Source organism: Xanthobacter sp. DMC47 (assembly GCF_056313845.1).
This window is the reverse complement of sequence record NZ_JBQUZM010000001.1, coordinates 1,346,507-1,372,365: the sequence shown is the minus strand read 5'-3', so window position 1 is coordinate 1,372,365 and position 25,859 is coordinate 1,346,507. Positions and strand designations below refer to the sequence as shown.

25 protein-coding genes and 1 pseudogene are annotated in these 25,859 nt (G+C 65.4%); 24 read left to right on the top strand and 2 right to left on the bottom strand.

What is annotated here, in order from left to right; translation table 11 throughout:
• Nucleotides 1–4: 4 nt before the first annotated feature.
• The 9 genes and pseudogenes from ACT54R_RS06355 to ACT54R_RS06315 form a co-directional block, all read left to right on the top strand.
• Nucleotides 5–925, top strand: a complete 921-nt coding sequence (locus ACT54R_RS06355) for a branched-chain amino acid ABC transporter permease (RefSeq protein WP_476324645.1) — start codon at nt 5–7, stop codon at nt 923–925.
• Nucleotides 925–1,506, top strand: coding sequence for a carboxymuconolactone decarboxylase family protein (locus ACT54R_RS06350; protein ID WP_476324644.1), 582 nt, complete (start codon nt 925–927; stop codon nt 1,504–1,506). The genes ACT54R_RS06355 and ACT54R_RS06350 overlap by 1 nt, the downstream gene beginning before the upstream one ends.
• On the top strand, nt 1,503–2,729 hold the full coding sequence (locus tag ACT54R_RS06345; RefSeq protein ID WP_476324643.1) for an ABC transporter substrate-binding protein: 1,227 nt from the start codon (nt 1,503–1,505) through the stop codon (nt 2,727–2,729). Before ACT54R_RS06350 ends, ACT54R_RS06345 begins: the two co-directional genes overlap by 4 nt.
• A gap of 145 nt (nt 2,730–2,874) precedes the next feature.
• A complete protein-coding gene (locus ACT54R_RS06340; RefSeq protein ID WP_476324641.1) occupies nt 2,875–4,194 on the top strand; it encodes an LLM class flavin-dependent oxidoreductase in 1,320 nt (439 codons plus the stop codon).
• Nucleotides 4,194–4,712: a flavin reductase family protein gene (locus ACT54R_RS06335; RefSeq protein ID WP_476324639.1), complete on the top strand. Its 519-nt coding sequence runs from the start codon at nt 4,194–4,196 to the stop codon at nt 4,710–4,712. The genes ACT54R_RS06340 and ACT54R_RS06335 overlap by 1 nt, the downstream gene beginning before the upstream one ends.
• A 26-nt stretch (nt 4,713–4,738) precedes the next feature.
• Nucleotides 4,739–4,981 carry a hypothetical protein gene (locus ACT54R_RS06330; RefSeq protein ID WP_476324637.1) on the top strand — a complete coding sequence of 81 codons (243 nt, stop codon included), beginning with the start codon at nt 4,739–4,741 and terminating at the stop codon, nt 4,979–4,981.
• A gap of 368 nt (nt 4,982–5,349) precedes the next feature.
• Nucleotides 5,350–5,487: a hypothetical protein gene (locus ACT54R_RS06325; RefSeq protein WP_476324635.1), complete on the top strand. Its 138-nt coding sequence runs from the start codon at nt 5,350–5,352 to the stop codon at nt 5,485–5,487.
• A 96-nt stretch (nt 5,488–5,583) separates the two neighbouring features.
• Nucleotides 5,584–5,973, top strand: coding sequence for an ester cyclase (locus ACT54R_RS06320; protein ID WP_476324633.1), 390 nt, complete (start codon nt 5,584–5,586; stop codon nt 5,971–5,973).
• A gap of 11 nt (nt 5,974–5,984) precedes the next feature.
• Nucleotides 5,985–6,253: pseudogene (locus ACT54R_RS06315) on the top strand (exodeoxyribonuclease III); the annotation flags it as partial.
• A 373-nt stretch (nt 6,254–6,626) separates the two neighbouring features.
• On the opposite strand, the gene ACT54R_RS06310 reads toward ACT54R_RS06315, so the two are convergent.
• Nucleotides 6,627–7,403 (bottom strand): IclR family transcriptional regulator, encoded by a 777-nt coding sequence (locus ACT54R_RS06310; RefSeq protein WP_476324631.1) that lies wholly within the window; start codon nt 7,401–7,403, stop codon nt 6,627–6,629.
• 135 nt (nt 7,404–7,538) lie between these two features.
• Here ACT54R_RS06310 and ACT54R_RS06305 point away from each other — a divergent pair, with 135 nt between their 5' ends.
• The 8 genes from ACT54R_RS06305 (at nt 7,539) to ACT54R_RS06270 (ending at nt 14,952) form a co-directional block, all read left to right on the top strand.
• The gene (locus ACT54R_RS06305) at nt 7,539–8,381 is read left to right on the top strand and encodes a cyclase family protein (RefSeq protein WP_168459443.1); all 843 of its coding nucleotides are present in this window, start codon (nt 7,539–7,541) and stop codon (nt 8,379–8,381) included.
• A 76-nt stretch (nt 8,382–8,457) separates the two neighbouring features.
• A complete protein-coding gene (locus ACT54R_RS06300) occupies nt 8,458–9,384 on the top strand; it encodes a 3-hydroxyacyl-CoA dehydrogenase family protein (protein ID WP_476324629.1) in 927 nt (308 codons plus the stop codon).
• Nucleotides 9,381–10,316 carry a 3,5-dioxohexanoate:acetyl-CoA acetone transferase gene (kce, locus tag ACT54R_RS06295; RefSeq protein ID WP_476324627.1) on the top strand — a complete coding sequence of 312 codons (936 nt, stop codon included), beginning with the start codon at nt 9,381–9,383 and terminating at the stop codon, nt 10,314–10,316. Before ACT54R_RS06300 ends, kce begins: the two co-directional genes overlap by 4 nt.
• Before the next feature lie 35 nt (nt 10,317–10,351).
• Nucleotides 10,352–11,491, top strand: coding sequence for an ABC transporter substrate-binding protein (locus ACT54R_RS06290; RefSeq protein ID WP_476324625.1), 1,140 nt, complete (start codon nt 10,352–10,354; stop codon nt 11,489–11,491).
• Nucleotides 11,492–11,520: 29 nt separating this feature from the next.
• The gene (locus tag ACT54R_RS06285; RefSeq protein ID WP_476326411.1) at nt 11,521–12,396 is read left to right on the top strand and encodes a branched-chain amino acid ABC transporter permease; all 876 of its coding nucleotides are present in this window, start codon (nt 11,521–11,523) and stop codon (nt 12,394–12,396) included.
• A 3-nt stretch (nt 12,397–12,399) separates the two neighbouring features.
• Nucleotides 12,400–13,449, top strand: a complete 1,050-nt coding sequence (locus tag ACT54R_RS06280; RefSeq protein WP_476324623.1) for a branched-chain amino acid ABC transporter permease — start codon at nt 12,400–12,402, stop codon at nt 13,447–13,449.
• Nucleotides 13,446–14,237 (top strand): ABC transporter ATP-binding protein, encoded by a 792-nt coding sequence (locus tag ACT54R_RS06275; protein WP_476324621.1) that lies wholly within the window; start codon nt 13,446–13,448, stop codon nt 14,235–14,237. The genes ACT54R_RS06280 and ACT54R_RS06275 overlap by 4 nt, the downstream gene beginning before the upstream one ends.
• A 10-nt stretch (nt 14,238–14,247) precedes the next feature.
• A complete protein-coding gene (locus tag ACT54R_RS06270) occupies nt 14,248–14,952 on the top strand; it encodes an ABC transporter ATP-binding protein (RefSeq protein WP_476324619.1) in 705 nt (234 codons plus the stop codon).
• A gap of 4 nt (nt 14,953–14,956) precedes the next feature.
• On the opposite strand, the gene ACT54R_RS06265 is transcribed toward ACT54R_RS06270, so the two are convergent.
• Entirely contained in the window at nt 14,957–15,937 is a 981-nt protein-coding gene (locus ACT54R_RS06265; protein ID WP_476324617.1) for a LysR substrate-binding domain-containing protein, read from the bottom strand.
• Between the two features lie 134 nt (nt 15,938–16,071).
• Between ACT54R_RS06265 and ACT54R_RS06260 the strand changes: the two genes are divergently transcribed.
• The 7 genes from ACT54R_RS06260 to ACT54R_RS06230 are packed head-to-tail and all read left to right on the top strand — an operon-like array spanning nt 16,072 to nt 25,854.
• Nucleotides 16,072–17,523 (top strand): aldehyde dehydrogenase family protein, encoded by a 1,452-nt coding sequence (locus ACT54R_RS06260; RefSeq protein WP_476324615.1) that lies wholly within the window; start codon nt 16,072–16,074, stop codon nt 17,521–17,523.
• A gap of 34 nt (nt 17,524–17,557) precedes the next feature.
• Nucleotides 17,558–19,348 (top strand): thiamine pyrophosphate-binding protein, encoded by a 1,791-nt coding sequence (locus ACT54R_RS06255; protein ID WP_476324613.1) that lies wholly within the window; start codon nt 17,558–17,560, stop codon nt 19,346–19,348.
• Between the two features lie 35 nt (nt 19,349–19,383).
• Entirely contained in the window at nt 19,384–20,619 is a 1,236-nt protein-coding gene (locus ACT54R_RS06250; RefSeq protein WP_476324611.1) for an ABC transporter substrate-binding protein, read from the top strand.
• Nucleotides 20,620–20,673: 54 nt separating this feature from the next.
• Nucleotides 20,674–21,543 carry a branched-chain amino acid ABC transporter permease gene (locus ACT54R_RS06245; RefSeq protein WP_168459454.1) on the top strand — a complete coding sequence of 290 codons (870 nt, stop codon included), beginning with the start codon at nt 20,674–20,676 and terminating at the stop codon, nt 21,541–21,543.
• Nucleotides 21,540–24,107: a branched-chain amino acid ABC transporter ATP-binding protein/permease gene (locus ACT54R_RS06240; RefSeq protein ID WP_476324608.1), complete on the top strand. Its 2,568-nt coding sequence runs from the start codon at nt 21,540–21,542 to the stop codon at nt 24,105–24,107. Before ACT54R_RS06245 ends, ACT54R_RS06240 begins: the two co-directional genes overlap by 4 nt.
• Nucleotides 24,107–24,943 carry a sugar phosphate isomerase/epimerase family protein gene (locus ACT54R_RS06235; RefSeq protein ID WP_476324606.1) on the top strand — a complete coding sequence of 279 codons (837 nt, stop codon included), beginning with the start codon at nt 24,107–24,109 and terminating at the stop codon, nt 24,941–24,943. Before ACT54R_RS06240 ends, ACT54R_RS06235 begins: the two co-directional genes overlap by 1 nt.
• Nucleotides 24,940–25,854 (top strand): NAD-dependent epimerase/dehydratase family protein, encoded by a 915-nt coding sequence (locus tag ACT54R_RS06230; protein ID WP_476324604.1) that lies wholly within the window; start codon nt 24,940–24,942, stop codon nt 25,852–25,854. Before ACT54R_RS06235 ends, ACT54R_RS06230 begins: the two co-directional genes overlap by 4 nt.
• Nucleotides 25,855–25,859: the final 5 nt, after the last annotated feature.

Genomic DNA, 25,859 nt, shown 5'->3' with positions numbered 1-25,859 from the left:
GGCGATGATTTCCTACCTCGTCACCGTCGTCATCCTCGTCGCCATCGCGGCCCTCGTCGGGCTGGCGTTGAACCTGCAGTGGGGCCTCGCGGGGCTGGTCAATTTCGGCGTAGCCGGCTTCGTCGCGCTCGGCGCCTACACGTTGGCGATCAGCGCGCCGCATGTGGGCTGGCTCGCCGGCATGGTGCTGGCTGCGGCGGTCTGCGCGGGGCTTTCCATGCTGCTCTCGCTGCTCACCATCCGGCTGGAAGAGAATTACCTCGCCATCGTCACCATCGGCTTCGCGGAGATCGTGCGCATCCTGCTGCTCAATCTCGGCGGCCTGACTGGCGGCGCCCTCGGCATCGCCGACATCCCCCGACCCTTCGCGAGCATCACGCCGGCAGGATGGGGCGATGTGGTGATCCTCGCCTTCGCGGTAGGGCTGGTGGTGATCGTCTTCGCCTTCAGCGAGGCGCTGGTCCGCTCGCCCTTCGGCCGGGCCCTGCGCGCGGTGCGCGACGACGCGACAGCGGCGGCAGCGCTCGGCAAGCCGGTGCTGGCGCTCAGGGTGCGCGCCTTCGCCATCGGCGGCGCCATCATGGGGCTCGCGGGGGCGCTGCACGCCTTCTTCCTGACCTATATCGACCCCAGCCAGTTCACCCCCATCATCACAGCCTATGCCTTCATGGCAGTGATCGCCGGCGGACGCGGCTCCAATCTCGGCCTGGTGCTTGGCGCTGGCTCCATCATGCTGATCCTGGAGGCGACGCGCTTCCTGAAGGACGTGATCCCAGGCGTCGATGGCGTCCAGCTCTCCGCCCTACGGCTGGGGATGATCGGCGTCGGCATCGTTCTGCTGCTCATCCTGCGGCCGGAAGGCCTCGTCGCCGAGCCGAAGCGCCGCTTCGCCGATTTCTTCCCGCCCGAAAGCGAGAAAGCCTGATGCCCCGCGTCGCCCCCCTCACCGCGGCCGATCTGCCGCCCGCCTATGCGGAGGTCTTCGCGGCCTTCGCTGGCGGATACGCCGACTTCGGCGACCAAGCGGCTGTGCTTGCCCACGTGCCGCCCGCACTCGACCATCTCTACCGGATGCTGATGGAGCTGCGGGCGCGGGAAGGCGTGCCATTCCGCTATATCGAGCTGGCGGTCGTGACCGTCTCGAAGCTCAATGCCTGCCCCTATTGCGTCTCCCACCACACCCCCCTGCTGGAGGTGGAGGGCGTGCCCGAGGAGGCGGTGGCCGCCCTCCCCGGGAGCGATCATCCCGCCTTCGATGCGGCTGACCGCGCGGTGATCGACTACGCCCGGCTCGTCACCCAGCGCGCCTGGGGCATCCGCGACCACGTGTTCGATGACCTCCGGCAGCATTTCACCGAGGCGCAGATCGTGGAGCTGACGCTGCGCGCGGCACTGGCCGGCTTCTTCAACCGCTTCAACGACGCATTGCAGATCGACGACGGAGCCGCCGAGGCGTTGCTCCACCTTCATCCCGAACCCGACACAGCAGCAGGAGAACAGCCGTGACGCGCAGTCTGCCCCTCACTCGCCGGCACGTGGTCGCCGGTCTCGCCTCGCTTCCGGCGGCCGCCCTGCTGGGACGGCCAGCGGCGGCTCAGGCGGCGGAGATCCCCATCGGCATGGTGCTGCCCTTCTCCGGCGCCACCGGCCCCTATGGCCCCGACATGAAGAAGGCCGCCGAGATGGCGGTGAAATGGGTGAACGATGCCGGTGGCATCCTCGGTGGCCGTCCGCTGAAGCTGTTCATTGAGGATTCGGAGACCAACCCCACGGTCGGCGTCACCGCCACCAAGAAGCTGCTGGAAGTGAACAAGGTGGAACTGGTGGGCGGCTTCTGGGGCAGCCCCATCGCGCTGGCGGCCAAGCCCATCATCCTCGCCGCCGACAAGGTGCAGATGGTCTCGTGCTCGGCCAATGCGGTGACCGAGGGCGACACCAAGGGCATGGTTTTCCGCTTCCAGGCGAAGAGCACGTCCTGGGGCCCGGCTGGCGCCAAGGTGATGAAGACCATCGGCGCCAAGACGGCGGTGGTGCTGGCCCAGCAAAACCCCTTCGTGGTGGCCATGATCGAGCCCTTCAAGGCGGAGTTCGCCAAGCTCGGCGGCAAGGTGCTCGACGTGGTGATGTACAACCCGGACCAGCCCTCCTACCGCTCGGAAGTGGAGAAGGCGTTCGGCGGCGATCCGGACGCGGTGTTCTGCCTCTCGCTGCTCACCGATTTCGTCTCCATCGCCAAGGAGGCCTATCGCGGCGGCTTCAAGTCCAAGATTGTCGCCCTGTCCATCGGCGCCGATGCGGAGGGTAAGTTCCTTCAGGCGGTCGGCCCGGAGGTGGCGAACGGCATCTACCACCTTCAGCCCGCGCCGCCGCTGGACGCGACCTCCTACAAGAGGTTCGTCAAGGAGATGGGCGCAGCGCCCGGCACCGTGTTCCTGTTCGCCGGCAATGCCCACGACCAGATGTGCGTGACGGCCCTCGCCATGGAGCACGCCAAGTCCTCCGACGCAAAGGTGTGGGCGAAATCCGTGTTCGAGGTCTGCAATCCGCCTGGCGAGGAGGTGGACGACGTGGTGAAGGGCCTCGAGCTCATCCGGGCCGGCAAGAAGATCAAGTTCGTCGGCGCCGGCGCCACCTGCGACTTCGACGCCCGTGGCGACCAGATCAACCGCTCCTTCCTCGTGCAGGAGATCAAGGGCGGAAAGAACGTGACCCTCGGCGTGATTACCTGACGCCCGTTCCAAACCGGCCATTCCCGGCAGGTGTCTGGGAATGGCCATCGCGTCCAGCCATCAATCTCTCATCATCAGCATGCGCAGGGTATCCGGCGCGTGAACCGGAAAGCCTTGCCCAGGATCGGGACAGGGAGGATCTACCATGCCAAAACCCATGCATTTGTGCGGCTTTCTGATCGCCGGCCCGGTGGTGCACAGCCACGCCATATGGCGCAATCCGGCGCATGAGACGCCGTTCCTCAGCCTCGACCACTACGTGCGCATCGCCCGTCTGCTGGAGCAGGGCTGCTTCGACTTCCTGTTCTTCGCCGATCGCCTCGCCATCGCGGACCGCTACGGCGACAGCCATGCCGCCGGCCTCGCGCGGGGCGATCAGGACGCGACCCGGATGGATCCCATGCCGATCCTTGGCGCCATGGCGGCGGTGACGCGCCATATCGGCCTCGGCGCCACGCGCTCCACCACCTATGACGCGCCCTACAACATCGCCCGCGAGTTCGCGACGCTGGACCATATCTCCGGCGGACGGGCGGCGTGGAACGTCGTCACCTCGATGAACGACGGCGAGGCGCTGAATTTCGGCACCGTGCCGCATCTCGGGCACGACGAGCGTTACGATCGCGCCGACGAGTTCATGGAACTCGCCTTCCGTCTCTGGGACAGCTGGGACGAAGACGCGCTCGTCCTCGATCGGGCGGCCGGCATCTATGCCGATCCCGCCAAGGTGCATTATGTGAACCACCGCGGGCCGTGGTTCCAGTCGCGCGGGCCTCTCAACATCCCGCGCAGCCCGCAGGGGCGGCCGGTGATCGTGCAGGCTGGGTCATCGGGACGCGGCAAGGCGTTCGCGGCGCGCTGGTCTGACGTCATCTTCGCGCTCCAGCCCAACCTTGAGCGGATGCACGCCTTCAAGGCCGATGTCGCGGGCGCGCTGGAAGCCGCCGGGCGGCCGCCGGGGGCCAGCAAGGTGCTGATGGCCATCATGCCCTTCATCGGCGCGACGCGCGCCGAGGCGGAGGCGAAAGAGGCGCTGCACGATTCCCTCGCCGATCCGGTCGCGGGCCTGTCCACGCTGGCGGCGCACGCCAACACAGACTTCTCCAGCCTGCCCATGGATGCCACGGTGAAGGAGATCGCCGCCTCCGGCAGCCAGGGCAATCTCGCTGCGCTCCGCAGCATCACCCCCGACGGCGGCATGACCATCGCCGAGGCGGGCGGTGTCTATGCGCGCGGCGTCATGTGCCCCCGCGCCGTGGGGACGGCCGAGGAGGTGGCAGACCAGCTCATCGCCATCATCGACAGCGGCGCGGCGGACGGTTTCGTCGTCTCTCCGGCCTTCCTGCCCGATACGTTCGAGGATTTCGTGGGTGAGGTCGTGCCGCTGCTGCAGGCGCGCGGATACCTGCGGCGCGGGTATGCTGGCGGCCAACTGCGCGACCTCCTCACCGAGGGGGCGGCCTGATGCGTGCCTCAGCTCCTATCGACAAGGCTTCCGTGGACGCGGCGGATTTCAAGGCCGCCATGCGCGCGCTGGCCGCAAGCGTCACGGTCATCACTTCGTGCCGCGGCGACCAGCTTAACGGCATGACGGCGACGGCGGTGTGCAGCGTCAGCACAGCCCCGCCGCAAATTCTCGCCGTGGTGAACCGCGAGACCACCTCCCACGACCTCATCGCCGACAGCGGCGCCTTCGCCGTGAATATTCTCGCCGAGCACCAGCAGAATCTGGCGGGCCGCTTCGCCCGCCGGCTCGACCAGCCGTTCGAGGGCGTCGCCCACAGGTTGGGCAAGATCGGCTGTCCTCTCCTCGAAGATGCGGTGGCGATGCTTGAATGCCGGCTGCGCGAGCGTCACCACGCCAGCACGCACACGATCTTCGTCGGCGAGGTTGTCGGCGTAAGCTATCGGGGGGCCGACCCGCTGCTCTATTTCGATGGCGCGTTCCGGCGGCTGGCCGCGGCGGACGGCGCGACGGTCTGAAGGGGCCCGGCGCTGCGGCGGGCAGCATGACGGCCGGCGGCATTGGCGCGGCGGCTGGAGCCGGTGGCGGCGCGCAGCTCGGCCGCGTCATCGAAGCGATGCGGCAGGCTGGACTCCCGAGCGTTGATGACATCGCGAAGGATGCCCTGCTGAACCCGGAGCGCGCCCGCGCGCCGCTGGCCCAGGCGAAGGGTGAACCCACCTCCGGGCAGGCTCTCAGCCTCGCCCGCGTCTACATGTGGGCCGCGGCAGCGCCGGACGTCAACTGACCGAGTGCGACGAGGTCTAGCGGCGCTTCGGGCGCCATAGACTCAGAACGGTGAAGGCGATCATTAGGATAACCACACCCAAGAAGAGCCAGCCCCGCCCCCCGTGGTCCGCATGCTCAAAGAGGAGCCTCGAAACCACTACACCTACAGTCAGAGAGGCGAGCGAAATGACCAGTTTTTTCATGCGGCCGTCTCATATCGTAGGAGAGTGTTCACGAGGTCAGTTCGCCTCACCTTGGACTTCGGTGCCGAGAAGAAGTGCGTCATCGATGCTTGGTGGAGATTCTACCGCCGGACGATCACCGGTGACCCTCTCGGCATGAGCCGCGTACGCTTAGCACCGGCTCAATCACAGGTGGAGTCCGCTCGTGGTGGACAAGAGCGAGAACGTGAATATCGACCACGAGGTCAGCGACAAGCCCATGTCGGAGGACGAGTGGACTGCGGCGTATGGGGCGGGGGAGGGGCTGGGCGGGCTGAGCTGGACCAGCCAGCTCACGCACTGATCGACGTTATTTGGTGGCGGACGAAGGTGCTGAGGCCAGCCAGCTTAGGGCATAATGCAACCGGAACCGTCAGCCCGGTCGCGCGTTGCAGCTCCTATGCCCAACGATGCAACCATCTTCTACGGCCATTACATCGCCTGCCTGAATGCCCGAGACTGGAGACGGCTTGGTGATTTCGTGGCGGACGGCGTAATTCATAACGGGCGGCGTCTCGGGCTGGATGGTTATCGAGCCATGCTTGAAGAGAACTGCCGCGATATTCCCGATCTCCAATTCGACCTCGATATCGCTGTGGCCGAAGAAGGTCGTATCGCGTCTAGGATCCACTTTGATTGCGCGCCGCTCGGCGAATTTCTCGGTTTGCCGGTAAATGGAAGGCGCGTCGTGTTCCATGAGCACGTCTTTTATACTTTGATCGGAGGCAAAATCGCCGAGGTGTTCTCCGTGATCGACAAGGCGGAGATCGAAGCTCAGCTCACGCTCTAGAGATGGCGGCGGGCTGGACCGATGCCCTGCGTTCGCTACACCCCGGCGAGGCAATCTACACGTTCTGGGACTGTTTCCGGAACGCCTGGGGACGCAATGCAGGGCTGAGGCTGGACCATTTTCTCCTGAGCCCGAGCCTCGTGCCCCGCCTCACCTTAGCCGAGGTTGACCGCGCCTTGCGGGGCTGGGAGAAGGCGAGCGACCATGCCCTGTCTGGATTGAACTGGCTGAGGCGGAGGCCACGGCTCCAGCGGGTGCAATGCTGACGGCGCAATCTTGATCAGGAGTGCGCCCGCCGCGCCGGAAGTGATGCCGCGCGCGAATTTCCAGCCGTGCGGCGGCCGTCACGCACCCGATATGGGTGCCGCGCGCTCGCCGCCTCTGCGCCCGGCACGGTCTACCATCTTCGATGGCCGACATGACTTCGGCCGTCGCAGTGCAACACCGAGCGGCCGCACTCCGCGCTCGGCTACAAGCCTCCGGCACCGGCCGTCATCGTGCCGCCGGTGCCGCCAACATCAATGCGGCCAACAGGCCCACAATGCATTAGACTCAAGCCGGACCACTCAATAGGGGCAGGCCACTTCGCGTCGGGCGGCGGGCGAGCGCCACTCAGCCGCTGAATATTGTTCAAATATTCTGATCCACGATAGTCACGCCACCCGGACGTTTTTGCTACCAGCGCCCAATTCTTCGATGATCTGGCTCTTGTGCGCCTGCAGATGGCGGATTGCATCATCTCGCACGAGCTCGAAGCGTGAGGTGGGAACGGGGATGGAAATCGAATAGACACCGCCCGCGGCATCGCGGAAGCCAATGCCGACGGCACTGATCCCGACAGTATGTTCCTCGTGATTGAAGCCGATGCCCGTGCGTCGCACCTCGGCGATTTCTGCGAGCACGGCGTCCAGTCGCTTCGTGCCCGGGAGTTCCTTGCGAACCAGAGCCCGCGCGCGCTCGGGTTCGAGCAGAGCGAGGCAGCATTTGCCATTGGCCGTATTGGTCAGCGGAAAGATGTCCCCGACCGCCGAGACCGCCCGCAGCCGGTGCGTCCCCGTCACCTGGTCAAGGAACAGCACCTCGCTCCCGCGCAGCACCGAAAAGTCCACGGTCTCGCCCGTCGCCTGGGAGAGCGCAACGATATGGGGGCGCACCTGCTCGACGATGTCGATCTTTCCCGAGCGCGAAAGCGCGTGGATCTCCGGCCCGAGGCGGTAGCCCCCGTCGGGACCTGCGGAAATCACCAGGTCTTCCTCCAGCAGGGCATGGACGATCCTCTGCACGGTCGAGCGCGGGAGACCCACCCGGCCCGCGATCTGCGCGAGGCTGAGCCCCGAACGCACGTTCTTCAACGACCGCAGGATGGCCGCCGCCCGAGCGATCACCTGGATTCCGCCCCCGTCGCGGATGGCAGATCCATCCTCCGTCATCGCTCGCTCCATGGATGTGTATCGCATTACAATACACATGTATCATTATGTTTGACCACCCCCTTCATGCGCCATATCCCGGAAGCAACGAAAAAGATCCGCCCTCGCCGAGGGCAAGACGCTGGGAGGCGTTAAATGACTGTCACGATTCGTGGCATCGAGTTCCAGTCGAATCTTCACAATGACATGGGACTCAAGTTTTATAACCTGTCGCACCGGTTTGGATTCCAGTCTCCGAACTGGCCATATTTCCAGGATGTGCAGATCGATCGCATTCATTACATGGCGAAATCGGGTGTCCTGACCCAGCGCATCACCACGACGATGCATAACACGACCCATATCGACGCGCCGGCCCATGTGGTGGAAGGCACCCCCTTCATCGATGAAGTTCCCCTGCCGCATTTCTTCGGCACCGGGATCGTCGTCTCGATCCCGAAGAAGAGGTGGGAGCCCATCACCTATGAGGACCTTGAAAAGGCCGCGGGGGCGCATGTGCGTCCGGGTGACGTGGTCATCGTGAACACTGGGTGGCACAAGCTCTACGACGACAATGCCGAGTATTTCTGCTACGCGCCCGGCTTCGTCGCCTCGGCAGGCGACTGGTTCGTCGAGAAGCGGGTGAAGGTGGTTGGCCACGATACACAGGCCAACGACCACCCGCTGGCGACAGCCATCGGCCCTCACCGCAACGGCCCCCTGCATCCCCACCTCGCCGAGGAATACAAGGCATGGTCCGGCGGCCGGGACTGGAAGGAGGATCACCCCGAGTGGGAGCCGGTCCACCGCAAGCTTTTCACCAACGGCATTCTTGGCATCGAGAATGTGGGTGGCGACCTCGACGCCGTTACGGGCAAGCGCGTGACCTTCGCCTTCTTCCCCTGGAACTGGGATCGGGGCGACGGTTGCATCATCCGCCTCGTCGCCATCGAGGATCCCCAGCAGGCGTACCGCATCGAGGCGGGCACCCCCCTCTGAGCAGCACCCGACCTGACCCGCTCCGGCATCCGCCGGGACGGGTCGCACCCTGCGGGGGACGCGGGAGGAGAAGGGCATGACCGGAAAACCAATCACAGCCATTGTCGGCGCCGGCCTCATGGGCCATGGCATTGCCCAGGTGTTCGCGGCGCGGGGGCACGAGGTCCGGGTGTTCGACCCGATGCCCAATGCGCTGGCGTCCCTGCGCTCGCGCATCGGTGCCAACCTTTCCGCGCTCGGCCAGGACCCTGCCGCCGCACAACGGGTTCTGCCTTTCCAGAAGCTCGCGGATGCCGTTGCCGGCGCTGACCTCGTCATCGAGGCGGCGACGGAGAACCTCGACGCCAAGCTCGCCCTGTTCACCGCAATCGAGGCCGACGCCCCAGTCGACGCCATTCTCGCCACCAACACCTCCGTCATCCCCATCGGCAGCATCATGGCCGGCCTCGCCCGACCGGAGCGGGCGCTCGGCACCCATTGGTGGAACCCACCCTACCTGGTCCCGCTGGTCGAGGTGATCGGGACGGACCGCACCGCGCCGGACATTGTCGCGCGCACCATGGACATCCTCGCGGCAGCGGGAAAGAAGCCGGTCCATGTGCGTCGGGACGTGGCGGGCTTCGTCGGGAACCGGCTGCAGCACGCGCTATGGCGGGAGGCCATCGCCCTCGTTGAAGAGGGGGTCTGCGACGCCGAGACGGTGGATACGGTGGTCAAGTCCAGCTTCGGGCTGCGCCTCGCGGTCCTCGGGCCGCTGGAGAATGCGGACCTCGTGGGCACCGACCTGACCCTCGCCATCCATGAGACGATCCTCCCCGCGCTCAATCGCGATCCCGCGCCGTCGGCCTATCTGCGCGCTCTCGTGGCGCAGGGCCGGCTCGGCATGAAGTCCAGAGAAGGTTTTCGCCGCTGGGAGGCGGGGGATGCCGACCAACTGCGCGCCACCCTCGTGCGCCATCTAAAGGACGCGGTGCGCAAGATCGGCCAAGGAGAAGACGCATGAAGCGGCCCGACAAGGTCATCATCACCTGCGCCATCACCGGGGGCATCCACACCCCCACCATGTCGCCCGCCCTGCCGTTCACGCCCGAGGATATCGCGGCCCAGTCCATCGCCGCTGCGGAAGCCGGCGCGGCCATCCTCCACCTGCACGCCCGGGATCCCCGAGACGGCCGCCCGACGCCGGACCCGAAGGTCTTCATGCAGTTCCTGCCGGTCATCAAGCAGGCGACCGATGCGGTGCTGAACATCACCACCGGCGGCAGCCTGAACATGAGCGTGGAGGATCGCCTCGCTGCTCCGCTGGCGGCACGGCCGGAAATGTGCTCGCTCAACATGGGCTCCATGAACTTCGGCATCTACCCGCTGGCGGACCGCTACAAGGACTGGCGGTTCGATTGGGAAGAGCCCTACCTTCGGAGCACTGACGACTTCATCTTCCGCAACACCTTCCGCGACATCGAACGGATCCTGAAGCTCCTGGGCGAGGAGCATGGCACGCGCTTCGAGCACGAGTGCTACGATATCGGTCACCTCTACAACCTCGCCCACTTCGTGGACCGCGGCCTCGTAAAGCCGCCGTTCTTCGTCCAGACCATTTTCGGCATCCTGGGCGGCATCGGTCCCGAGATGGACAACGTCCTCTTCATGAAGCGCACCGCAGACCGGCTGTTCGGCGCGGACTATGTCTGGTCGGTGCTGGCTGCAGGTCGGCACCAGATTCCGGTCGCAACTCAAGCGGCCATGCTGGGCGGGAATGTGCGGGTGGGGCTGGAGGACAGCCTCTTCATCGGTCGCGGACGGCTCGCTGCGAACAACGCCGAGCAAGTGAGGAAGGTCCGCCAGATCCTGGAAGAGCTCGGCCACGAGATCGCAACGCCAAGCGACGCGCGGTCGATGCTCGCCCTCAAGGGAGGTGACCGCGTCGGTTTCTGAAGTGTCGAATAATCATAAAATCTGGGAGGAAGAACATGAAGCAATCAGTGTCGCGCCGGGCGGTCCTGGCGGTGCCCGCGCTCGTCCTCGCGCTCGCTGGAACGGGAACACCAGTTGATGCCGCGGAACCGATCCGCATCGGCGCCATCCTGTCGACCACCGGACCCGGCGCAGGCGCCGGCATCCCTCAGCGCAACGGGCTGCAACTGGCCGTAAAGCTGTTGAACGAGAAAGGCGGCATCGACGGCCGCCAGGTCCAGCTTGTCATGGAGGACGACGGGTCGAGCCCGGACGTGGCGGTCACGAAGGCGAACAACCTGATCTTCTCGCAGAAGGTGCAGGCCATCATCGGCCCGACGCTGACAGCCTCGACCCTCGCCGTGGGCGGCGTGGCCGACCCGGCCAAGATCCCCGTCATGGCCTTTACCGGCCTTGGCGTTCCCATGGAGAAGACCCGGCGCTGCGTGTTCCACATGCTCCCGTCCCAGGACCTCAACGCCCGCGCGCTGCTCGAGGTCGCGACCAAGGCGCTGGGCGCGAAGAAGCTCGGCGTGCTGCATGATTCTGCCTACGGCAACATCGTGATGGCGAAGATCCGCGAGGTGAGCCCCGATTACCCGGTGGAGATCGTGGCGGTGGAGAAATGGGAGGTCGGCGCGACCGACGCCACGACACAGGCCGCCAAGGTGAAGGCCGCAGCCCCCGACGCCGTCGCCGTCATCGGCAACTCGGCGACGCCCTTCCGCAACGCACGGCAGATCCGCATGACCGCGCCGCTCCTGTCGGGCATCGGAACCGCGACTTACGAGTATGTGAAGGCCATGGGCGACGCGGCGGACAACATCGTCTTCGCCGAGTTCCTTGTTGCGGAGGATCCGCTGCCCGGCCAGAGCGCGTTCGTGGACGCCTTCCACAAGGAATACGGGGTGCTGCCCAAGACCATGGAGGCGAGCGCCTGGGACGCCTTCAACGCGGTGGCCGCCGGCCTCGCCAAGGTCGGGCCGGACGCGCAGCCTGGCGCCCTGTGCGAGGCGATCCGCGGTCCCTTCGACGGCGCCATGGCACGGTTCGACTTCTCGCAGGACGATCTGACCGGGCTCACGCTCAAAAGTTACGTCTTCTCGAAGCTCGACAAGGGCAAGTTTGTCCGCCTGCCGTTCAAGGCCGGTTCCTGAACCAAATAGGGGGACGTCCCTTGGCCTTGATGCTCTTCACCCAGGCGCTGCTCGCCGGCGTCACCAACGGCTTCGTCTATGCCCTCGTCGGGCTCGGCATTGCCGTCATCTTCAAGGGTAGCCACGTCATCAACGCCATGCAGGGCGAGCTCGCGGTGGTCGGCGCGGCGACGGCGGTGTTCGCCGCCGTCGTGTGGGGCCTTCCGCTCTGGCTGGCCGTGGCTGTAGGGGCTCTCGCGGGGATGGCCATCGGCATCCTCGTGGAACTCGGCCCCATCCGCGCCCTGTTTGCGCGGCGGGCGCGGGAGGAATCCTTCCTCCTGCTCACAGTTGGCCTCGGCTTCACCTTCTCGGCCGGGGTGCTCTACCTGTTCGGGCGGGAGGAGCACCTCCTGCCTCCGCTCGGGGACGGCGTCTATGAGGTCTTCGGCGCCATCATCCGCGAGCATGCCCTCTGGGTGATTGCCATCTCCGCCGCGTTGATCCTGGGGCTTCGCCTGTTCTACCGGTACACCCATCTGGGTCTCTCGATGATGGCGGCCTCCATCGATCCCGATGGCGCCGCCACCACCGGCATCAATGTCCGTGCCATGCGCACCGCCACCTTCGCGCTGGGCGGCCTGCTGGCGGCGCTGGCGGGCCTGCTCGTCGCCCCGCTCATCGGCGTCGGCTACCAGATGGGGCCGCTGCTCACGCTGAAAGGCTTTGCGGCGGCGATCCTGGGCGGCCTTTCCAATCCGCTCGGGGCGCTGGTCGGGGGGCTCGTCATCGGCATCCTGGAGGCGATGTCCATCGTCTTCGTCTCGTCCGGGATGAAGGATGCCGTCGCCCTCACCCTGCTCATCGTCATCATGATCTTTGTTCCGGATGGAATCCTCGGCCGCGCCGGCCGTAAGGGAGGCTGAGCCATGCTGCCCAACAAGACCTCTCTGGCCCCGCCCGGCATTGCCGGCAATCCGCCTGCGCAACAGGTGCGGATCACCCGCCCGTCGGCGGCGGCCATATCCAGCCTCGCGATCGCCGCGGGCCTGTACCTCATCCTGCCGCTGGTTCTGGAGCGCCACGCCGTGGACCTCCTGGTGTTCTGCGGGCTCTATGCCATCGCGGGCGCCGGCGTCGGCTTCCTTCTCGGACAGGGCGGGATCGTCAATCTCGGACAAGCGGCCTTCTACGGCATCGGCGGCTACGCCAGCGCCTATTGCTCGGCGCGGCTGGGCTGGCCGGCGCCCGCGGGGCTCGCCATCGGCATCGTGCTTTCGATTGCCATCGCCGCCATCATCGGCCGGCCGATCCTGCGGCTGTCCGGTTACTTTCTGGCGCTGGCGACCCTGGCCCTCGGCATCATCTGCACCAACATCTATTTCGAGGCGGACTTCATCACCGGCGGCACGCTCGGCGTGCCGGGGGTGCCGAAGCTGGTGATCGGCGGCTTCGTCTTCGATACGCCGGAAAAGTTCTACTATCTGGTCTGGCCCATCGCCTTCGCCATCATCCTTGCCATGCACAATCTGATGGGCAGCCGCATCGGCCTCGCGCTGCAGGCCATGCGTGACGCTCCGGATGCGGCCATGGTGATGGCCATCGACAACGCCCGGCTGAAGCTCTGGATCTTCATGCTGTCGAGCGGGCTCGGCGCGCTGTCGGGCAGCCTGTTCGCCCATTATGTGGGGTTCGTGAACGTGGACAGCTTCGGCGTGGACAAGTCCATCATGTTCCTGCTGGTTCCTGTCATTGGCGGCGCGTCGGTCCCGGCCGGGGTCATCGTTGGCGCGCTTTTCATCGGCCTCGTGCCGGAACTGCTCAGCGCGCTCGGCGACATCCATCGCGTCCTCTTCGGGCTCGCGCTTGTCGCGTCCGTGGTGTTCTTCCCGGATGGCCTATGGGGCCTCGGCCGCGGCCTGGTCGATCTGGTGAGGCGCAGGTCCGCTGCCGCCGCCAGCGGGGAGGCCACGCCATGACCCTTGCTCCCCGCATTGCCGCCCGCGCCCCCCATGCTCGGTTGCTGGAGCTGAAGGCCATCGCCCACCGCTTCGGTGGCTTCCAGGTGCTTCACGACGTGAGCTTCGCGGCGCCGGCCGTGGGCATCACCGGGCTGATGGGGCCCAACGGCTCGGGCAAGACGACCTTGTTCAACATCATCTCCGGCTTTCTCACGCCCACGTCGGGCCAGGTGCTGTTCGATGGACGGGATGTCCGTGCCGAGAGCGTGCGCCGGCGGAGCCTCGACGGACTGGTGCGTACCTTCCAGACGCCGAAGATATTCGAGCGCCTGACCGTCGCGGAGAATGTGATGGTGGGCGCCTTCAAGGCGGGCCGCTCGGGCTTCTTCGCCGGACTTGCCGGCCTCCCCTCGGTGCGGCGCGAGATGACGGAGATGCGTGCGCGGGCCTATGAGACCGCGCAGCGTTTCGATCTTGGAGCCGTCTTCGACCGGCCCTCGCCCCTGCTGACAGCCGGCCAGCGGCGCCTGCTGGAGCTGGCGCGGGCCTATGAAGGCCAGCCGAGGCTCCTGATGCTGGACGAACCCTCCTCGGGCCTCACCACCACCGAGATCGAGGTACTCATCACCAAGTTGAAGCTTCTGGCGGACGAGGGCATCGCCATCCTGCTCGTCTCGCACGACATGGACCTGATGGGGGTGGCGCAAGCCATCCACGTGCTCAACTTCGGGCGGATCATCGCCTCCGGCACCATGACGGAGGTCCAGGAGAATGCGGCCGTGCGCCAGGCCTATCTGGGGGTGTGAGATGTTGAGCGTGAAGGGCCTCAGCGCCGGCTACGGCGCGCTGACGATCCTCAAGGGGATTGATCTCGGCATCGGCAAGGGGGAAGTGGTCGGTCTGGTCGGGGCCAACGGTGCCGGCAAGACGACGCTGGTACGCACGCTGGCCGGTCTCCTGCCCGCGCGGGACGGCGAGATCCGCCTGGACGGCAAGGACATCACCCGCATCCCGCCGCATCTGCGCAGCGGGTTCGGTCTCGCCGTGGTGCTTGAGAACCGGAACCTCTTCGGCGAGCTGACGGTGCGGGAAAATCTGGCATTGGCCGAGCGGGCAGGCCGGGGACGCCGACGTGTGTTCACCCTGGAGCGGATCGTCGATCTCTTCCCTGCGGTGGGCGAAAAGCTGGGCGCACGATGCGACCTCCTCAGCGGAGGCCAGCAACAGCAGGTCGCCATCGGCCGCGCGCTTCTCCTCCAGCCGGACATCATGCTGATGGACGAACCCTCCACCGGCCTCGCCCCAAAAGTGGTGAAGGACATCCTCGATGTTCTCGGCCAGCTGCGCGCCGACGGCATGAGCATCATTCTGGTGGAGCAGAACATCGCCATCGCCTCGAGTGCGACCAGCCGGGCCTATGTGATGGCGACCGGGCGGGTCGCCCACGAGATCGGCGACGGTGACTGGCCCCGCTTCATGGCCGACGAGAAACTGGTGAGCGCCTATCTGGGCCATCATTAGGGGCCTACTCGGCCGCGGCTTGCGAGGTGACGTTCGTATCGTCGTGGGGCTCGACCAGTGAGACGCCTTGCCATTTTCCAGTCGTCACGAGAACATTCACTGTATGGTGTAGTTCAAGAGCGACGGCTGACGCCGCCGGAGACAGTAGGTCTCTAGATATCGAGTAGAGATAGTTTCGGCGATTGAGCGTTGCATCGGTGATGCGTATGGCGCGCCAGTTTCGGCCATGTTCGTTTTCATGATGCAGCGCGGACATCGGTTTGATGGTGACGCCCATGCCGTCATAGACGCATTTCATCAGGAGTGTGAGCGAGTCGATCTCAGCGACGACATGCGGGGTGAGATCGCGGCGATCGAATTCCGCAACGATGCGGCGACGCAGTCCGTGTGTGCCGGTCGGCAGAATGAGCGGCAGTTTGGCGACATCAGTGACCGAGATGCTGACCTGGTCTTCCGGCACATGAGTGCTGTGCCGTGGCAATAGAAGAAATAGCTCCTCGTCCAGCAACGGAATCGCATCGAGCTTGGACGAAACGTCGCTTGTGAACAGGATCGCAAGATCCAGCTGTCCGAGCCGCATCATCTGCGCGATATGCCCGCTCATGCCCTCAACCACATTGAGCAGGACGCCCGGATACTTTTCATGGATGCACCGCATCAGCGGCAAGCCCAGCGCAACCAGTGTTGTCGATGGAAGTCCGAGCGAGACCATGCCGCGGACGACACCTGTGTCCTGGCGCGCAATCGACAGGGCCTGGTCAAGCTGGCGCAACATGAAGCGCGCGTGGTGATAGAGCGCGAGCCCGTTTTCGGTTGGGGTGACGCCGCGCGCGGAGCGATTCAGCAGCGGCTTGCCGACTTCGTCCTCCAGCTTGGCAAGCTGCTGGCTTAGCGCTGGCTGAGCCACGAACAGGCAACGCGATGCCTTTGACAGGCTCCCGCTTTCGACGATCTGGGCAAAGTACCGCAGCTGGCGCAGATCCATGGGGCACCGGGCATATGAGGAGTTCGGCCAAGGGATATAGGTGCTGCTTATAGCACCCAATGTAAATCGGTATTTTCGCTTATGCCCAATCGGCTCTAAGCCGCAAAGGAACGAGAAAACGGGGAGTTGAAGCAATGGCAGATGCCGCGGCGCCGCACATTACGGCCGCTTTGCCTGCCTGCCGGCTGTTGATCGGCGGCCAGTGGACGGAAGGCGCGTCCGCTGTGGCCGCGATGGACAAGTACCGCCTTGAGCCGTGCATGTATGTGCAACTGCCGTCTCGCCAACAGGTGTCGGAGTGCGTTGCTGCGGCCGATGCGGCCTTTCAGGCCAGCACACTCACTCCCTATGCGCGCGGGGCCATCCTCGATCGTGCCGCCGCGTTGATCGAGCAGCGGGCGGAAGAGCTTGCCGACGTGCTGGGCAAGGAGGCGGGCTTTCCGCGCCGCGATGCCATGGGCGAGGTCCGGCGCACCGCGGTCACATTCGGGCTCTCCGCCGAGGAAGCTCGCAACTTTCGCGGCCAAACGGTTCCCATCGAGGGCGCGGCCGGCCAGGCCGGGCGGCTCGGCTTCACCCTGCGCGTGCCGCTCGGGGTCATCTGTGCCATCACGCCGTTCAACGCGCCGTTGAACACGGTCGCCCACAAGGTCGGCCCCGCGCTGGCCGCCGGCAACGCCGTGGTCCTGAAGCCATCGCTGCATACGCCTATGTCGTCCTGCATCATGGCCGAGTGTCTCCTCGAAGCGGGACTTCCCTCGGGCTTGATGTCGGTCCTCCATGGGGATGCCGAGGTCGCGCAATGGCTGCTCCAAGAGCCGCTGGTGCGTTTCTACGCCTTCACTGGCAGCACCGAGGTGGGACGGTCGATCCAGGCGGCCGCCGGCTTGCGGCGCACGCAGATGGAACTCGGTTCGATCGCCCATTGCATTCTCTGCGAGGACGCCGATCTCGACGTCGCGCTGCCGAAGGTGATCAACGCCAGCTATCGCAAGGCCGGGCAGGTCTGCACCTCGATCCAGCTCCTGTTGGTGCAGCGGCCTCTGATGGAGCCCGTGATCGATCGCCTGGTGCCGATGGTGAAGGCGCTGCCATACGGCGATCCGGCCGATGACAGGACGGTGGTCGGGCCAGTGATCAGCGAAGCATCGGCGCGGCGCATCGACGCTTGGATCCGACACGCGGTCGATCACGGGGCGCGTCTCCTGGCGGGCGGCAAACGCGAGGGCGCCGTCGTTCCGCCGGCCCTACTCACCGACGTCCAGTCGAACACGCCACTCGGCTGCCAGGAAGTGTTCGGACCCGTGCTCTGCGTCGCGCCGTTCGATTCGATGGACGAGGCGATCGCGCGCATCAATTCCACGCCGTTCGGCCTGGCCGCCGGCATCTTCACCAAGCGTATCGATGTTGCGATGCAGGCCGCCCTCAAGCTGCAGGTGGGCGGCGTCCACATCAACGAGACGCCGAGTTCTCGTGTCGACGTCATGCCCTATGGCGGCTCCAAGGACAGCGGCTTCGGGCGGGAAGGCCCGCACTACGCGATCCGCGAGATGAGCGAAGAACGCATGATCACCATCTTGGCCTGAGATGCTTGGCGGCCGAGAACCATAGGAAAAAGTTATGGCAAAAATGAAGGGTGGCGAAGTCATCGCCGAGTATCTTGTCAAGCAGAACGTGCCCTTCGTCTTTGGGATCTGCGGACACGGTAACGTCGGCATCCTGGACGCGCTGCACGCAGTACGCGACAAGGTCAAGCTGGTGTCCCCGCGTCATGAACAGTGCGCCGGGCATATGGCGGACGCATATTTCCGCGTGAAGCATCAGCCCGTCGCCACGCTGACATCGACCGGGCCGGGGTCGGCCAACATGGTCATGTCGCTCGCGACGGCGCTGGCGGATTCCTCCACCTTCATGGCCATCACCGCCAACGTGCCGACCTCCCAGGCCAATCGCGGGCCGTTCCAGGAGCTGTACGCGCATAACCAGGCCGACTTCGCCCAGGTTCTTCGCCCGGTGGTGAAGCGCTCGTTCCAGCCCAGCCGCGTCGACATGCTGCCCCTGGCGCTGCGTCAGGGCTTCGATACCATGGTCACGGGCCGCCCTGGACCGGTCAACCTCGACATCCCCTATAACGTTTTCCAGGAGGAAGACGACGTCGAGCTTCCGCCCCGGTCCCATGTGCATGGGGGGCACCGTCCGAGCGCCAGCGCTGACGATGTGGCGGCGGCCCTCGATCTCCTGTCGCGCGCGAAGCGTCCCGTCTTCTTCATCGGCCACGGCACGACGCTCGCGGAAGCCGGCCCCGAGATCGCGGAGTTGCAGCACAAGCTGGGCATTCCGGTCATCACGTCGCCGAATGGCATGGGTTGTGTTCCCGCCGATGACCCCCTCACGCTCGGCTTCATCGGTCGAAATGGGGCCTATCCGGCCAACCAGGCCGGCCGTTTTGCGGATCTGGTGATCTGCATCGGCACACGCTTCGATGATCGCTCGTCGTCGAGCTGGCATCCCGGCTATTCATGGAACTTCCCGAACACGAAGCTGCTGCAGGTCGATATCGATCCGGCGGAGCTCGGCCGCAACTACCCGCCGACCCTCGGCATCATCGCCGACGCCAAGGCGTTCGCCGCCCAGATGATTGCCGCGCTGCCGGAGCATCCCGAGATCACCCGCGAAGCCTTTGCGCCATGGCGCGAGGACGTAGCAAAGTGGGTTGCCGAGTGGGAGGCGTTCGTGCGCCCCAACTTCAGTTCGGTGACGACGCCGATCCGGCCGGAATATGTCGTCGGCGCCCTGCTCGACGTCCTGCCCGACGATGTCATCCTCTCGCTCGATTCCGGTGTGCACCACAATTGGTTCATGCAGTTCTGGAAGCCAAAGCGTTCGCAGAGCATGCTGAACAGCTGGGGCTATTCGTCGATGGGCTTCGGCGTCTGCGGCATCCTCGGTGCGCAGCTGGCGGCGCCCGATCGTCCCTGCGTCGCGGTGGTCGGCGACGGCGGCTTCATGATGGCGCCCTACGTGGTCGCCACGGCGGTCGAATATGATCTGCCCTGCATCTGGATCGTGTGGAACAACTTCGCCTGGGGTGCCATCCGCGACCTGCAATACGGCCTGTTTGAAGGCCGCGAACTCGGCACCGCCTTCTACAAGGGCAACCAGGGCCCCGGCGGCGATCGTTACAATCCCGACTTTGCGGCCTGGGCGCGCGCCTGCGGCGCCGATGGCGTGACCGTCACCCGCAGCGAGGATCTGCGTGGCGCCGTCGAGGCGGCGATCAAGAACCGTCGCCCCTGTGTGATCGACGTGCATGTCGATTCGGATGTGCGGCCGCCGTCGACCGGCACATGGGAATTGCCCCCCATCCCCTTCAAAGAACCGATTTTCGGCAAACCCCACCGCACGACCTGAAGCAAAACACAAAACAATACGGGAGGAGAACCAACATGACGAAAAGTCCTACTCAGCGAAGAGCCTTCATCGGTGCCATTGCCGGTGCCGTGGCGCTCTCGACCTTGGGCCTTGGGGCTGCTCATGCGCAGTCCGCAGAGCCCATCCGCATTGGCCTGATCTATTCGAAGCAGGGTCCCGGCGCCGCCATCGGCCAGTATCTGCAGCGCGGCAGTGAACTCGCCGTGGAGCAGGCCGGCGGCAAGGTGCTCGGTCGTCCCATCGAGCTGGTGTGGCTCGACGAGCCCAATCCGCAAGTTTCCCAGCAGAACATGCAGAGGCTGGTTGACGAGAGCAAAGTGGTTGCCGTCGTCGGTGGCAACTACAGCTCGTCGGCGCTGGCGATGATGAGCGTCGCCAATCGCGAGAAGATCCCGCTGATCCTGACCGGCGCTGCGGCCAGCGAGATCACCGGCAAGAGCTGCAGCCGCTATACATTCCGGACCCAGGCGACCGTGCCGGTCCAGATGGAAGGCCTGATGCCTTACGTCTCGCAGATCGGCAAGAAGGTCTACTTCATCACGGCGTCCTATGCCTTCGGGCAGGACATTCTCCGCGCCTCCCGCGCCCTGCTCAAGAAAGTGGGCGCAACTGAAGTTGGCGTGGATGAAGTTCCGATCAATACCGCCGACTACAGCTCCTACATCCTGAAGATTCGCCAGGCGAAGCCTGATGTCGTCGTCGGCGGCCTCGTGGGCGGCGATTTCTCGAATTTCCTCAAGCAGTGGAACGAGATGGGGATGAAGGACAAGATCCCCTACGCGGCCATCGCCGTGACCGATACCGATTTCTGGGACGTCGGTGCCCAGGCGTCGACCGGAATCTACGTGAAGCCGTGGTATTACAACAATCCCAAGAATACGGCGGCGGAGAAGAAAATGACCGCCGATTTCGAGAAGAAGTATCACGAGCCGCCATCCGATAAGACGTGGTCGGGCTGGATCGGCATGCGTGCCCTGCTCGAATCGATCGAGGCCGCCAAGTCCACCGATCCGAAGGCGATCGTGACCCAGCTGGAGAAGTGGAAGAATACCGAAGAGGCCTTCCCATTCTTCTTCCGTGAATGGGATCACCAGATGGTGCGCCCCGCCGTCATCGTCGGCGTCAAAAAGCAGATCACCGACAAGTGGGACTATTTCGACGTTCTGAAGAATACGTCCGACTCTGCAGCCAGTACGGAGACGGCGTTCGGCACCAAGGAAGAGGTTGGCTGCAACATGCCGCCTCTCTGAGCCGGCAGGTCGCGCGCCGCCCTGTTTCGTCGCAGCTTCCGAACGGATGGAAACATGCTTGACACCCTCGTCTCACAGACGGCCAATGGTCTCGTCCTTGGCTTCATCTACGTCCTGATTGCCGTGGGACTTTCCATCACGTTCGGACTGCTCGGCGTGATTAATTTCGCGCACGGCGCGTTCTTTGCGCTCGGTGCCTACGCGGCCTGGCAATTGTTCCAGCTGTTCGGCTGGCCGGCGGTGATCTTTGCACCGCTCCTGGTCGGCTTGGTGGGCATGCTCGTGGAGGTGACGATCATCCGTCGCCTCTACGGCAAGGAGCCGTTGCTGAGCCTGATCGTGACGTTCGCGCTTGCTCTGCTGATCGAAGCGCTGATCCGCTATATCTGGGGGGCGGATGGCAAACCCTTCAACGCGCCGCCCGCGCTGCTCGGGGTCGTCGAGGCCGGGCCGCTGCTGATCACAAAATATCGTGTCGCTGTGCTCGGTGCCACCATCGCGACACTGCTTGGCCTGTGGGCCTTTCTGGCCTGGACGCCTTATGGCCGGGTTCTGCGCGCCGGCAGCCGGGATCCCGAAATGGTGGAACTGCTGGGCATCAACCTGCCGCGCGTTCTCACGGCGGTGTTCGGCCTCGGCTGCGGGCTCGCCGCCATTGCCGGCGTCCTTGCCGCCCCGCTCTGGACGGTCTCGCCCTCGATGGCGGCGAATGCGGTGATGCCGGCCTTTGTCGTCGTCGCCATCGGCGGTCTCGGATCGTTCCGGGGCGCGGTCGTGGCCGGGCTCGCCGTCGGAATCGTCACGTCACTGACGATCCAGTTCAAGCCCGAGGCTGCCGCAGCTTCGATGTACGTCCTCATGTTTGCAATCATGCTGCTTCGGCCGCGCGGCCTGTTCGGCGAGCGCTGGGAGCGATTCGAATGAGAAATGGTCGCTCAATTCTGTACCGCCTCTGGGACCACCCCATCTTCATCATGACGGTGGTGCTGATCGCGGCGACGGGCATCGCGCTCGCCACGGGCATGCCGATCCATCGCATCACCCAGATCGCCATCTACACGCTCTATGCCGGCGGGGTGAATTTCCTGATCGGCTATGTTGGACTGGTCCCGTTCGGTGCCTCGTTCTTCTTTGGTTGCGCCAGTTACGCGCTTGCCATCGGCAGCGGCATGCTCGGCGGCAACGAGATCACCGGCATCATCATCGCCGCTCTGTTCTCGCTGCTTCTGGCCCTGGTCGTCGGTGCCGTCATCCTGCGGCGGCGCGGCCTTTATTTCTCGCTGCTGACGCTGGCCTGTTCGCAGATCGCCTTCGAAATCGCGTTCAAATGGACCAGCGTGACCGGCGGCGAGAACGGCCTGCAGAATGTCGAGCGGCCCCTGTTCGGCTCGGCGGTGTCGTTCCACGTCTTCGCGCTGGTCACGGTTCTGGGAAGCTGCTGGGTCATGTGGCGCCTGGCGCACGCTCCGTTCGGCCGGCTGATGCAGGCGATCCGCGACAACGAGCAGCGCGTATCGAGCCTCGGCTTCGACACCTACCGCACGAAGCTGATCGCGCTCATCGTCGCGGGCGGCGTCATCGGCGTGGCGGGTGGCCTCATGTCGCTGCTGCTGCAAGGCGTCTATGCCAACAATTTGAGCTGGCAGCATGCCGGCGACCCGGTGCTGATGGCGGCGCTGGGCGGCGTGCACCATTTCCTGGGCCCGCTGTGGGGCGCCATCATCTTCATCACCCTTGAAGACCGCCTGAGCGCGATCACTGAGAACTGGTGGCTGCTCTTCGCTCCTATCATCATCGCCTTTGCCCTGCTGTCGCATGAGGGCGTGCAAGGCATTTTCCAACGCCTGATGGGGCGCAGCCGCTGGACGCTGACGCGGTCCGTGATCCCGCCCCGTCCGTCGAAGATTGCGCCGCTCACATCGGCCCAGGCCGTCGTTTCGGACTCATCGACGCCAATTCTCCTGATCGAGAACGTCTCGAAGCGCTTCGGCTCGATCGTCACCCAAGAGGCAGTCTCGCTGGAGGTGAGCCGGATCGGCCTGCACAGCCTGATCGGTCCCAACGGCGCGGGCAAGACGACCTTGTTCAATCTCCTCACCGGCGTTCACAAGATCGATGCCGGCGCCATCCTGTTCGAAGGCAAGCCGATCCAGCATCTGGCGCCGCACAAGCGGGCGCGGCTCGGCATGTCGCGCTCGTTCCAGATCCTGAGCGTATTTCCAAACCTCACGACCTTTGAGAACGTGCGCATCGCGGTGCAGGCCGCGCAGCACCAGTGGGGCGGCTACTGGAACGACGCCTATGACAACGAAGCCGCGAACGCCAAGGTGTGGTCGCTGCTCGATGCCGTGGGCCTCGCAGACCGGGCGGGAGAGACGTGCGCATCGCTCGCGCACGGCGAAAAGCGCCTGCTGGAAATCGCTATGTCGCTGGCGACGGAAGCCAAGCTTCTGCTGCTCGACGAACCGCTGGCCGGCCTTGCCGAGTCCGATCGCAAGGTCGTCAGCCGCCTGATCCAGCGCCTCGCGAAGTCCTACGCGGTGCTGCTCATCGAGCACGACATCGACCGCGTCCTGTCCATGTCGGACCGCATCACCGTGCTGCATCAGGGCCGATTGATCGCCGATGGCAAGCCGTCCGAGGTGGCCGGGCATCCGGAGGTGATCGCAGCCTACCTGGGCAGTGCCCATGGCAAGGCGCTGCCGCCACCGCGCGCCGCCGCGGATCGTCCGGTCACCACGTCCGCTGCGTCCGCGGCTCCGCTGCTCAAGGTCGAAGGCATTTTCGCCGGCTATGGCGGAGGCACCGTCCTCGATGGTCTGGACCTCGTCGTTCAGCCGGGCGAAGTCGTCGCGCTGCTGGGTCGCAATGGCGTCGGCAAGACCACGTCGCTGCGGGCGATCACCGGCGTGCTGCCGCTGGCGGCGGGGCGGATAACTTTCGACGGCAAGGAAATCAGCGGGCTGCGTCCCGACGAGATCAATCGCCTGGGCATATCCCTGGTGCCCGAAGGTCGTCGCTTGTTCCCGAACCTGACGGTCGAGGAGAATCTCAAGCTGGCGGTGCGGCGGGGCGGCGCCTCGCAGGAGGAAATCTGCGATCTGTTCCCGAAGTTGCGGGGGCTGATGCGGCAGCGGGCCGAAAACCTCTCCGGGGGCGAACGCCAGATGGTCGCGATTTCGCGCGCACTGATGGTGCCGAGCCGGTTGATCCTGCTCGATGAGCCGTTCGAAGGCCTCGCGCCCGCCGTCGTGCAGGAGGTGCGTGAAGCTGTGGCCAAGCTCACCAGGAAGGCCAGCCTCGTGATCGTTGAACATCACGCCGAGAGCGTTCTGGCGATGGCTGACCGCGCCTACGTCCTGGTCAGCGGCAAGGTGGCGTTCAGCGGCGATGCCGAAACGCTGGCGGGCGACATCGCGCTGCAGGAGCGGTTGCTTGGCATCACCAAGGTCGCCGATCTGGCTCCCACCGAATTGCGGGCCGTCTGATGGCGCGCGACATCGGCATCAACACCTACGGCTATATCTGGTCCACCCCGGCGGCCGCGTGCGTGCGCCGTCTGGGACGGCTCGGCTATCGCCAGATCGAGTTTCTGCTGCAGCCCCCGCATCTGTCGTTCGACGATTTCGGACCAGCCGCGCGGCGCGAGCTGCGTGCGGTTCTGCAGGATGCAGGCGCTTACAAGACCGCGATCAACCTGCCGAGCCTCGACCACAACCTCGCCAGCCCGTTCGCGCGCGTGCGGGACGCGTCGGTGAAAATGTTCGAGGACACCATCGATCTTGCCGCCGATATCGGTGCCGGGACGGTGGTGGTGGTGCCAGGGCGGATGAGCCCGCTGTTTCCGCCGAGTGTCGCCGATCGCACCGGCTGGGTCGGCGATGGCATCGGCAAGCTGTTGCCCCATGCGGAGGACCGCGGCGTCGGCCTCGCGATCGAGAACGTGCCGTTTGCCGCGTTCCCGGACGCGACGGCGCTGGAGCAGTTCGTGCGCGAGTTCACCTCGCCCGCGATCGGGGTGTGCTACGACGCCGCCAATGCCCATTTCATCGGGGAAGACCCGGCCGCCGGCATCCGGCAATTGGCCGATCTGCTGCGGATCGTCCATTTGTCCGATACCGGGCGGGACAAATGGCGTCATGACCCAATTGGCACCGGGACCGTGCCGTTTGCCGAGGTCGCCAAGGCGCTCGATGCCGTGGGCTTCGAGGGGGCTACCACCCTCGAGATCATCGACCAGGATCCCGACGCTGCAATCCTGATCAGCCATCGCGCGCTGGAGCCCCTCGGCTTCGTGCCGTGCACGGCCGGAGTTGTCCCATGAGCACCATTCTCGTCACCGGGGCCGCCGGATTGCTGGGCCGGTTCGTCGTGCGCGAACTGATGGCGCATGGCCATCACGTGCGGGGGCTCGATCGACGCGCCGGCGATGCCCATATCGACTGGCACGTGGGCGATGTCACCTCGCCCGAACTGGTGCAGCGCGCCATGGCCGGAGCCGATGGCGTCCTGCACCTGGCGGCTATACCGAATATCTGGTCGGGCGACGGCCAGACCATCATGCGCGTCAACCTGCTCGGCACATACACCGTGCTCGACGCGGCGGAAGCGGCAGGCGTCGGGCGCGTGGTGTTCTGCTCAAGCGATTCCGTGGCAGGCTATACGGTGCGCGAGGGCCGGATGCTGGCGCCGCATTATGCGCCGCTCGATCTCGGTCATCCGCTCCTCGCGACCGATCCCTATGCCATCAGCAAGGTGGCGGGCGAAGACCTCGTTCGCGCCTACGCGCTGCGCGGCCTCTCGGCGGTGGCCCTGCGCACCGTTTTCGTCGCCTATCCCGAAATGGCGGGCGAGATCGTGGCGCGGGCCAGGGATCCGGACCGCTACCGCGGCCCGATGGTGGGTGGCCCGTCATCGGCCGGCGGCGGCCCATTGCATCACCATATCGACCCGCGCGATCTCGCCCGTGCCTTCCGGCTCGCTTTCGAACTTCGGATGGAGCCGGGCGCGTTCGAGCGCTTCTACCTGTCGGCGCAGGTGACGCTGTCGCCCGAGCCGACCCTCGACCGGCTGCGCCGGCTGCATGGCGGAGCCGTCGAAATTCGCAATCGGGACGTCTATGTCCGGCAACCCTTCGCGCCGCTTTATGACCTGTCCCACGCGGCCGAAGGTCTGGGCTTCGTCGCCGAACATGACCAGCGCCATCTGCTTGCCGGCCTCCCCGCATTCTCTTGAGGAGT

Excerpts from the sequence above, each read along its gene's own strand:
- ACT54R_RS06355 (WP_476324645.1), top strand. The coding sequence starts at position 5 with ATGATTTCCTACCTCGTCACCGTCGTCATCCTCGTCGCCATCGCGGCC.
- ACT54R_RS06350 (WP_476324644.1), top strand. The coding sequence starts at position 925 with ATGCCCCGCGTCGCCCCCCTCACCGCGGCCGATCTGCCGCCCGCCTAT.
- ACT54R_RS06340 (WP_476324641.1), top strand. The coding sequence starts at position 2,875 with ATGCCAAAACCCATGCATTTGTGCGGCTTTCTGATCGCCGGCCCGGTG.
- ACT54R_RS06335 (WP_476324639.1), top strand. The coding sequence starts at position 4,194 with ATGCGTGCCTCAGCTCCTATCGACAAGGCTTCCGTGGACGCGGCGGAT.
- ACT54R_RS06330 (WP_476324637.1), top strand. The coding sequence starts at position 4,739 with ATGACGGCCGGCGGCATTGGCGCGGCGGCTGGAGCCGGTGGCGGCGCG.
- ACT54R_RS06320 (WP_476324633.1), top strand. The coding sequence starts at position 5,584 with ATGCCCAACGATGCAACCATCTTCTACGGCCATTACATCGCCTGCCTG.
- ACT54R_RS06310 (WP_476324631.1), bottom strand. The coding sequence starts at position 7,403 with ATGACGGAGGATGGATCTGCCATCCGCGACGGGGGCGGAATCCAGGTG.
- ACT54R_RS06305 (WP_168459443.1), top strand. The coding sequence starts at position 7,539 with ATGACTGTCACGATTCGTGGCATCGAGTTCCAGTCGAATCTTCACAAT.
- ACT54R_RS06300 (WP_476324629.1), top strand. The coding sequence starts at position 8,458 with ATGACCGGAAAACCAATCACAGCCATTGTCGGCGCCGGCCTCATGGGC.
- kce (WP_476324627.1), top strand. The coding sequence starts at position 9,381 with ATGAAGCGGCCCGACAAGGTCATCATCACCTGCGCCATCACCGGGGGC.
- ACT54R_RS06290 (WP_476324625.1), top strand. The coding sequence starts at position 10,352 with ATGAAGCAATCAGTGTCGCGCCGGGCGGTCCTGGCGGTGCCCGCGCTC.
- ACT54R_RS06285 (WP_476326411.1), top strand. The coding sequence starts at position 11,521 with ATGCTCTTCACCCAGGCGCTGCTCGCCGGCGTCACCAACGGCTTCGTC.
- ACT54R_RS06280 (WP_476324623.1), top strand. The coding sequence starts at position 12,400 with ATGCTGCCCAACAAGACCTCTCTGGCCCCGCCCGGCATTGCCGGCAAT.
- ACT54R_RS06275 (WP_476324621.1), top strand. The coding sequence starts at position 13,446 with ATGACCCTTGCTCCCCGCATTGCCGCCCGCGCCCCCCATGCTCGGTTG.
- ACT54R_RS06265 (WP_476324617.1), bottom strand. The coding sequence starts at position 15,937 with ATGGATCTGCGCCAGCTGCGGTACTTTGCCCAGATCGTCGAAAGCGGG.
- ACT54R_RS06260 (WP_476324615.1), top strand. The coding sequence starts at position 16,072 with ATGGCAGATGCCGCGGCGCCGCACATTACGGCCGCTTTGCCTGCCTGC.
- ACT54R_RS06255 (WP_476324613.1), top strand. The coding sequence starts at position 17,558 with ATGGCAAAAATGAAGGGTGGCGAAGTCATCGCCGAGTATCTTGTCAAG.
- ACT54R_RS06250 (WP_476324611.1), top strand. The coding sequence starts at position 19,384 with ATGACGAAAAGTCCTACTCAGCGAAGAGCCTTCATCGGTGCCATTGCC.
- ACT54R_RS06245 (WP_168459454.1), top strand. The coding sequence starts at position 20,674 with ATGCTTGACACCCTCGTCTCACAGACGGCCAATGGTCTCGTCCTTGGC.
- ACT54R_RS06240 (WP_476324608.1), top strand. The coding sequence starts at position 21,540 with ATGAGAAATGGTCGCTCAATTCTGTACCGCCTCTGGGACCACCCCATC.
- ACT54R_RS06235 (WP_476324606.1), top strand. The coding sequence starts at position 24,107 with ATGGCGCGCGACATCGGCATCAACACCTACGGCTATATCTGGTCCACC.
- ACT54R_RS06230 (WP_476324604.1), top strand. The coding sequence starts at position 24,940 with ATGAGCACCATTCTCGTCACCGGGGCCGCCGGATTGCTGGGCCGGTTC.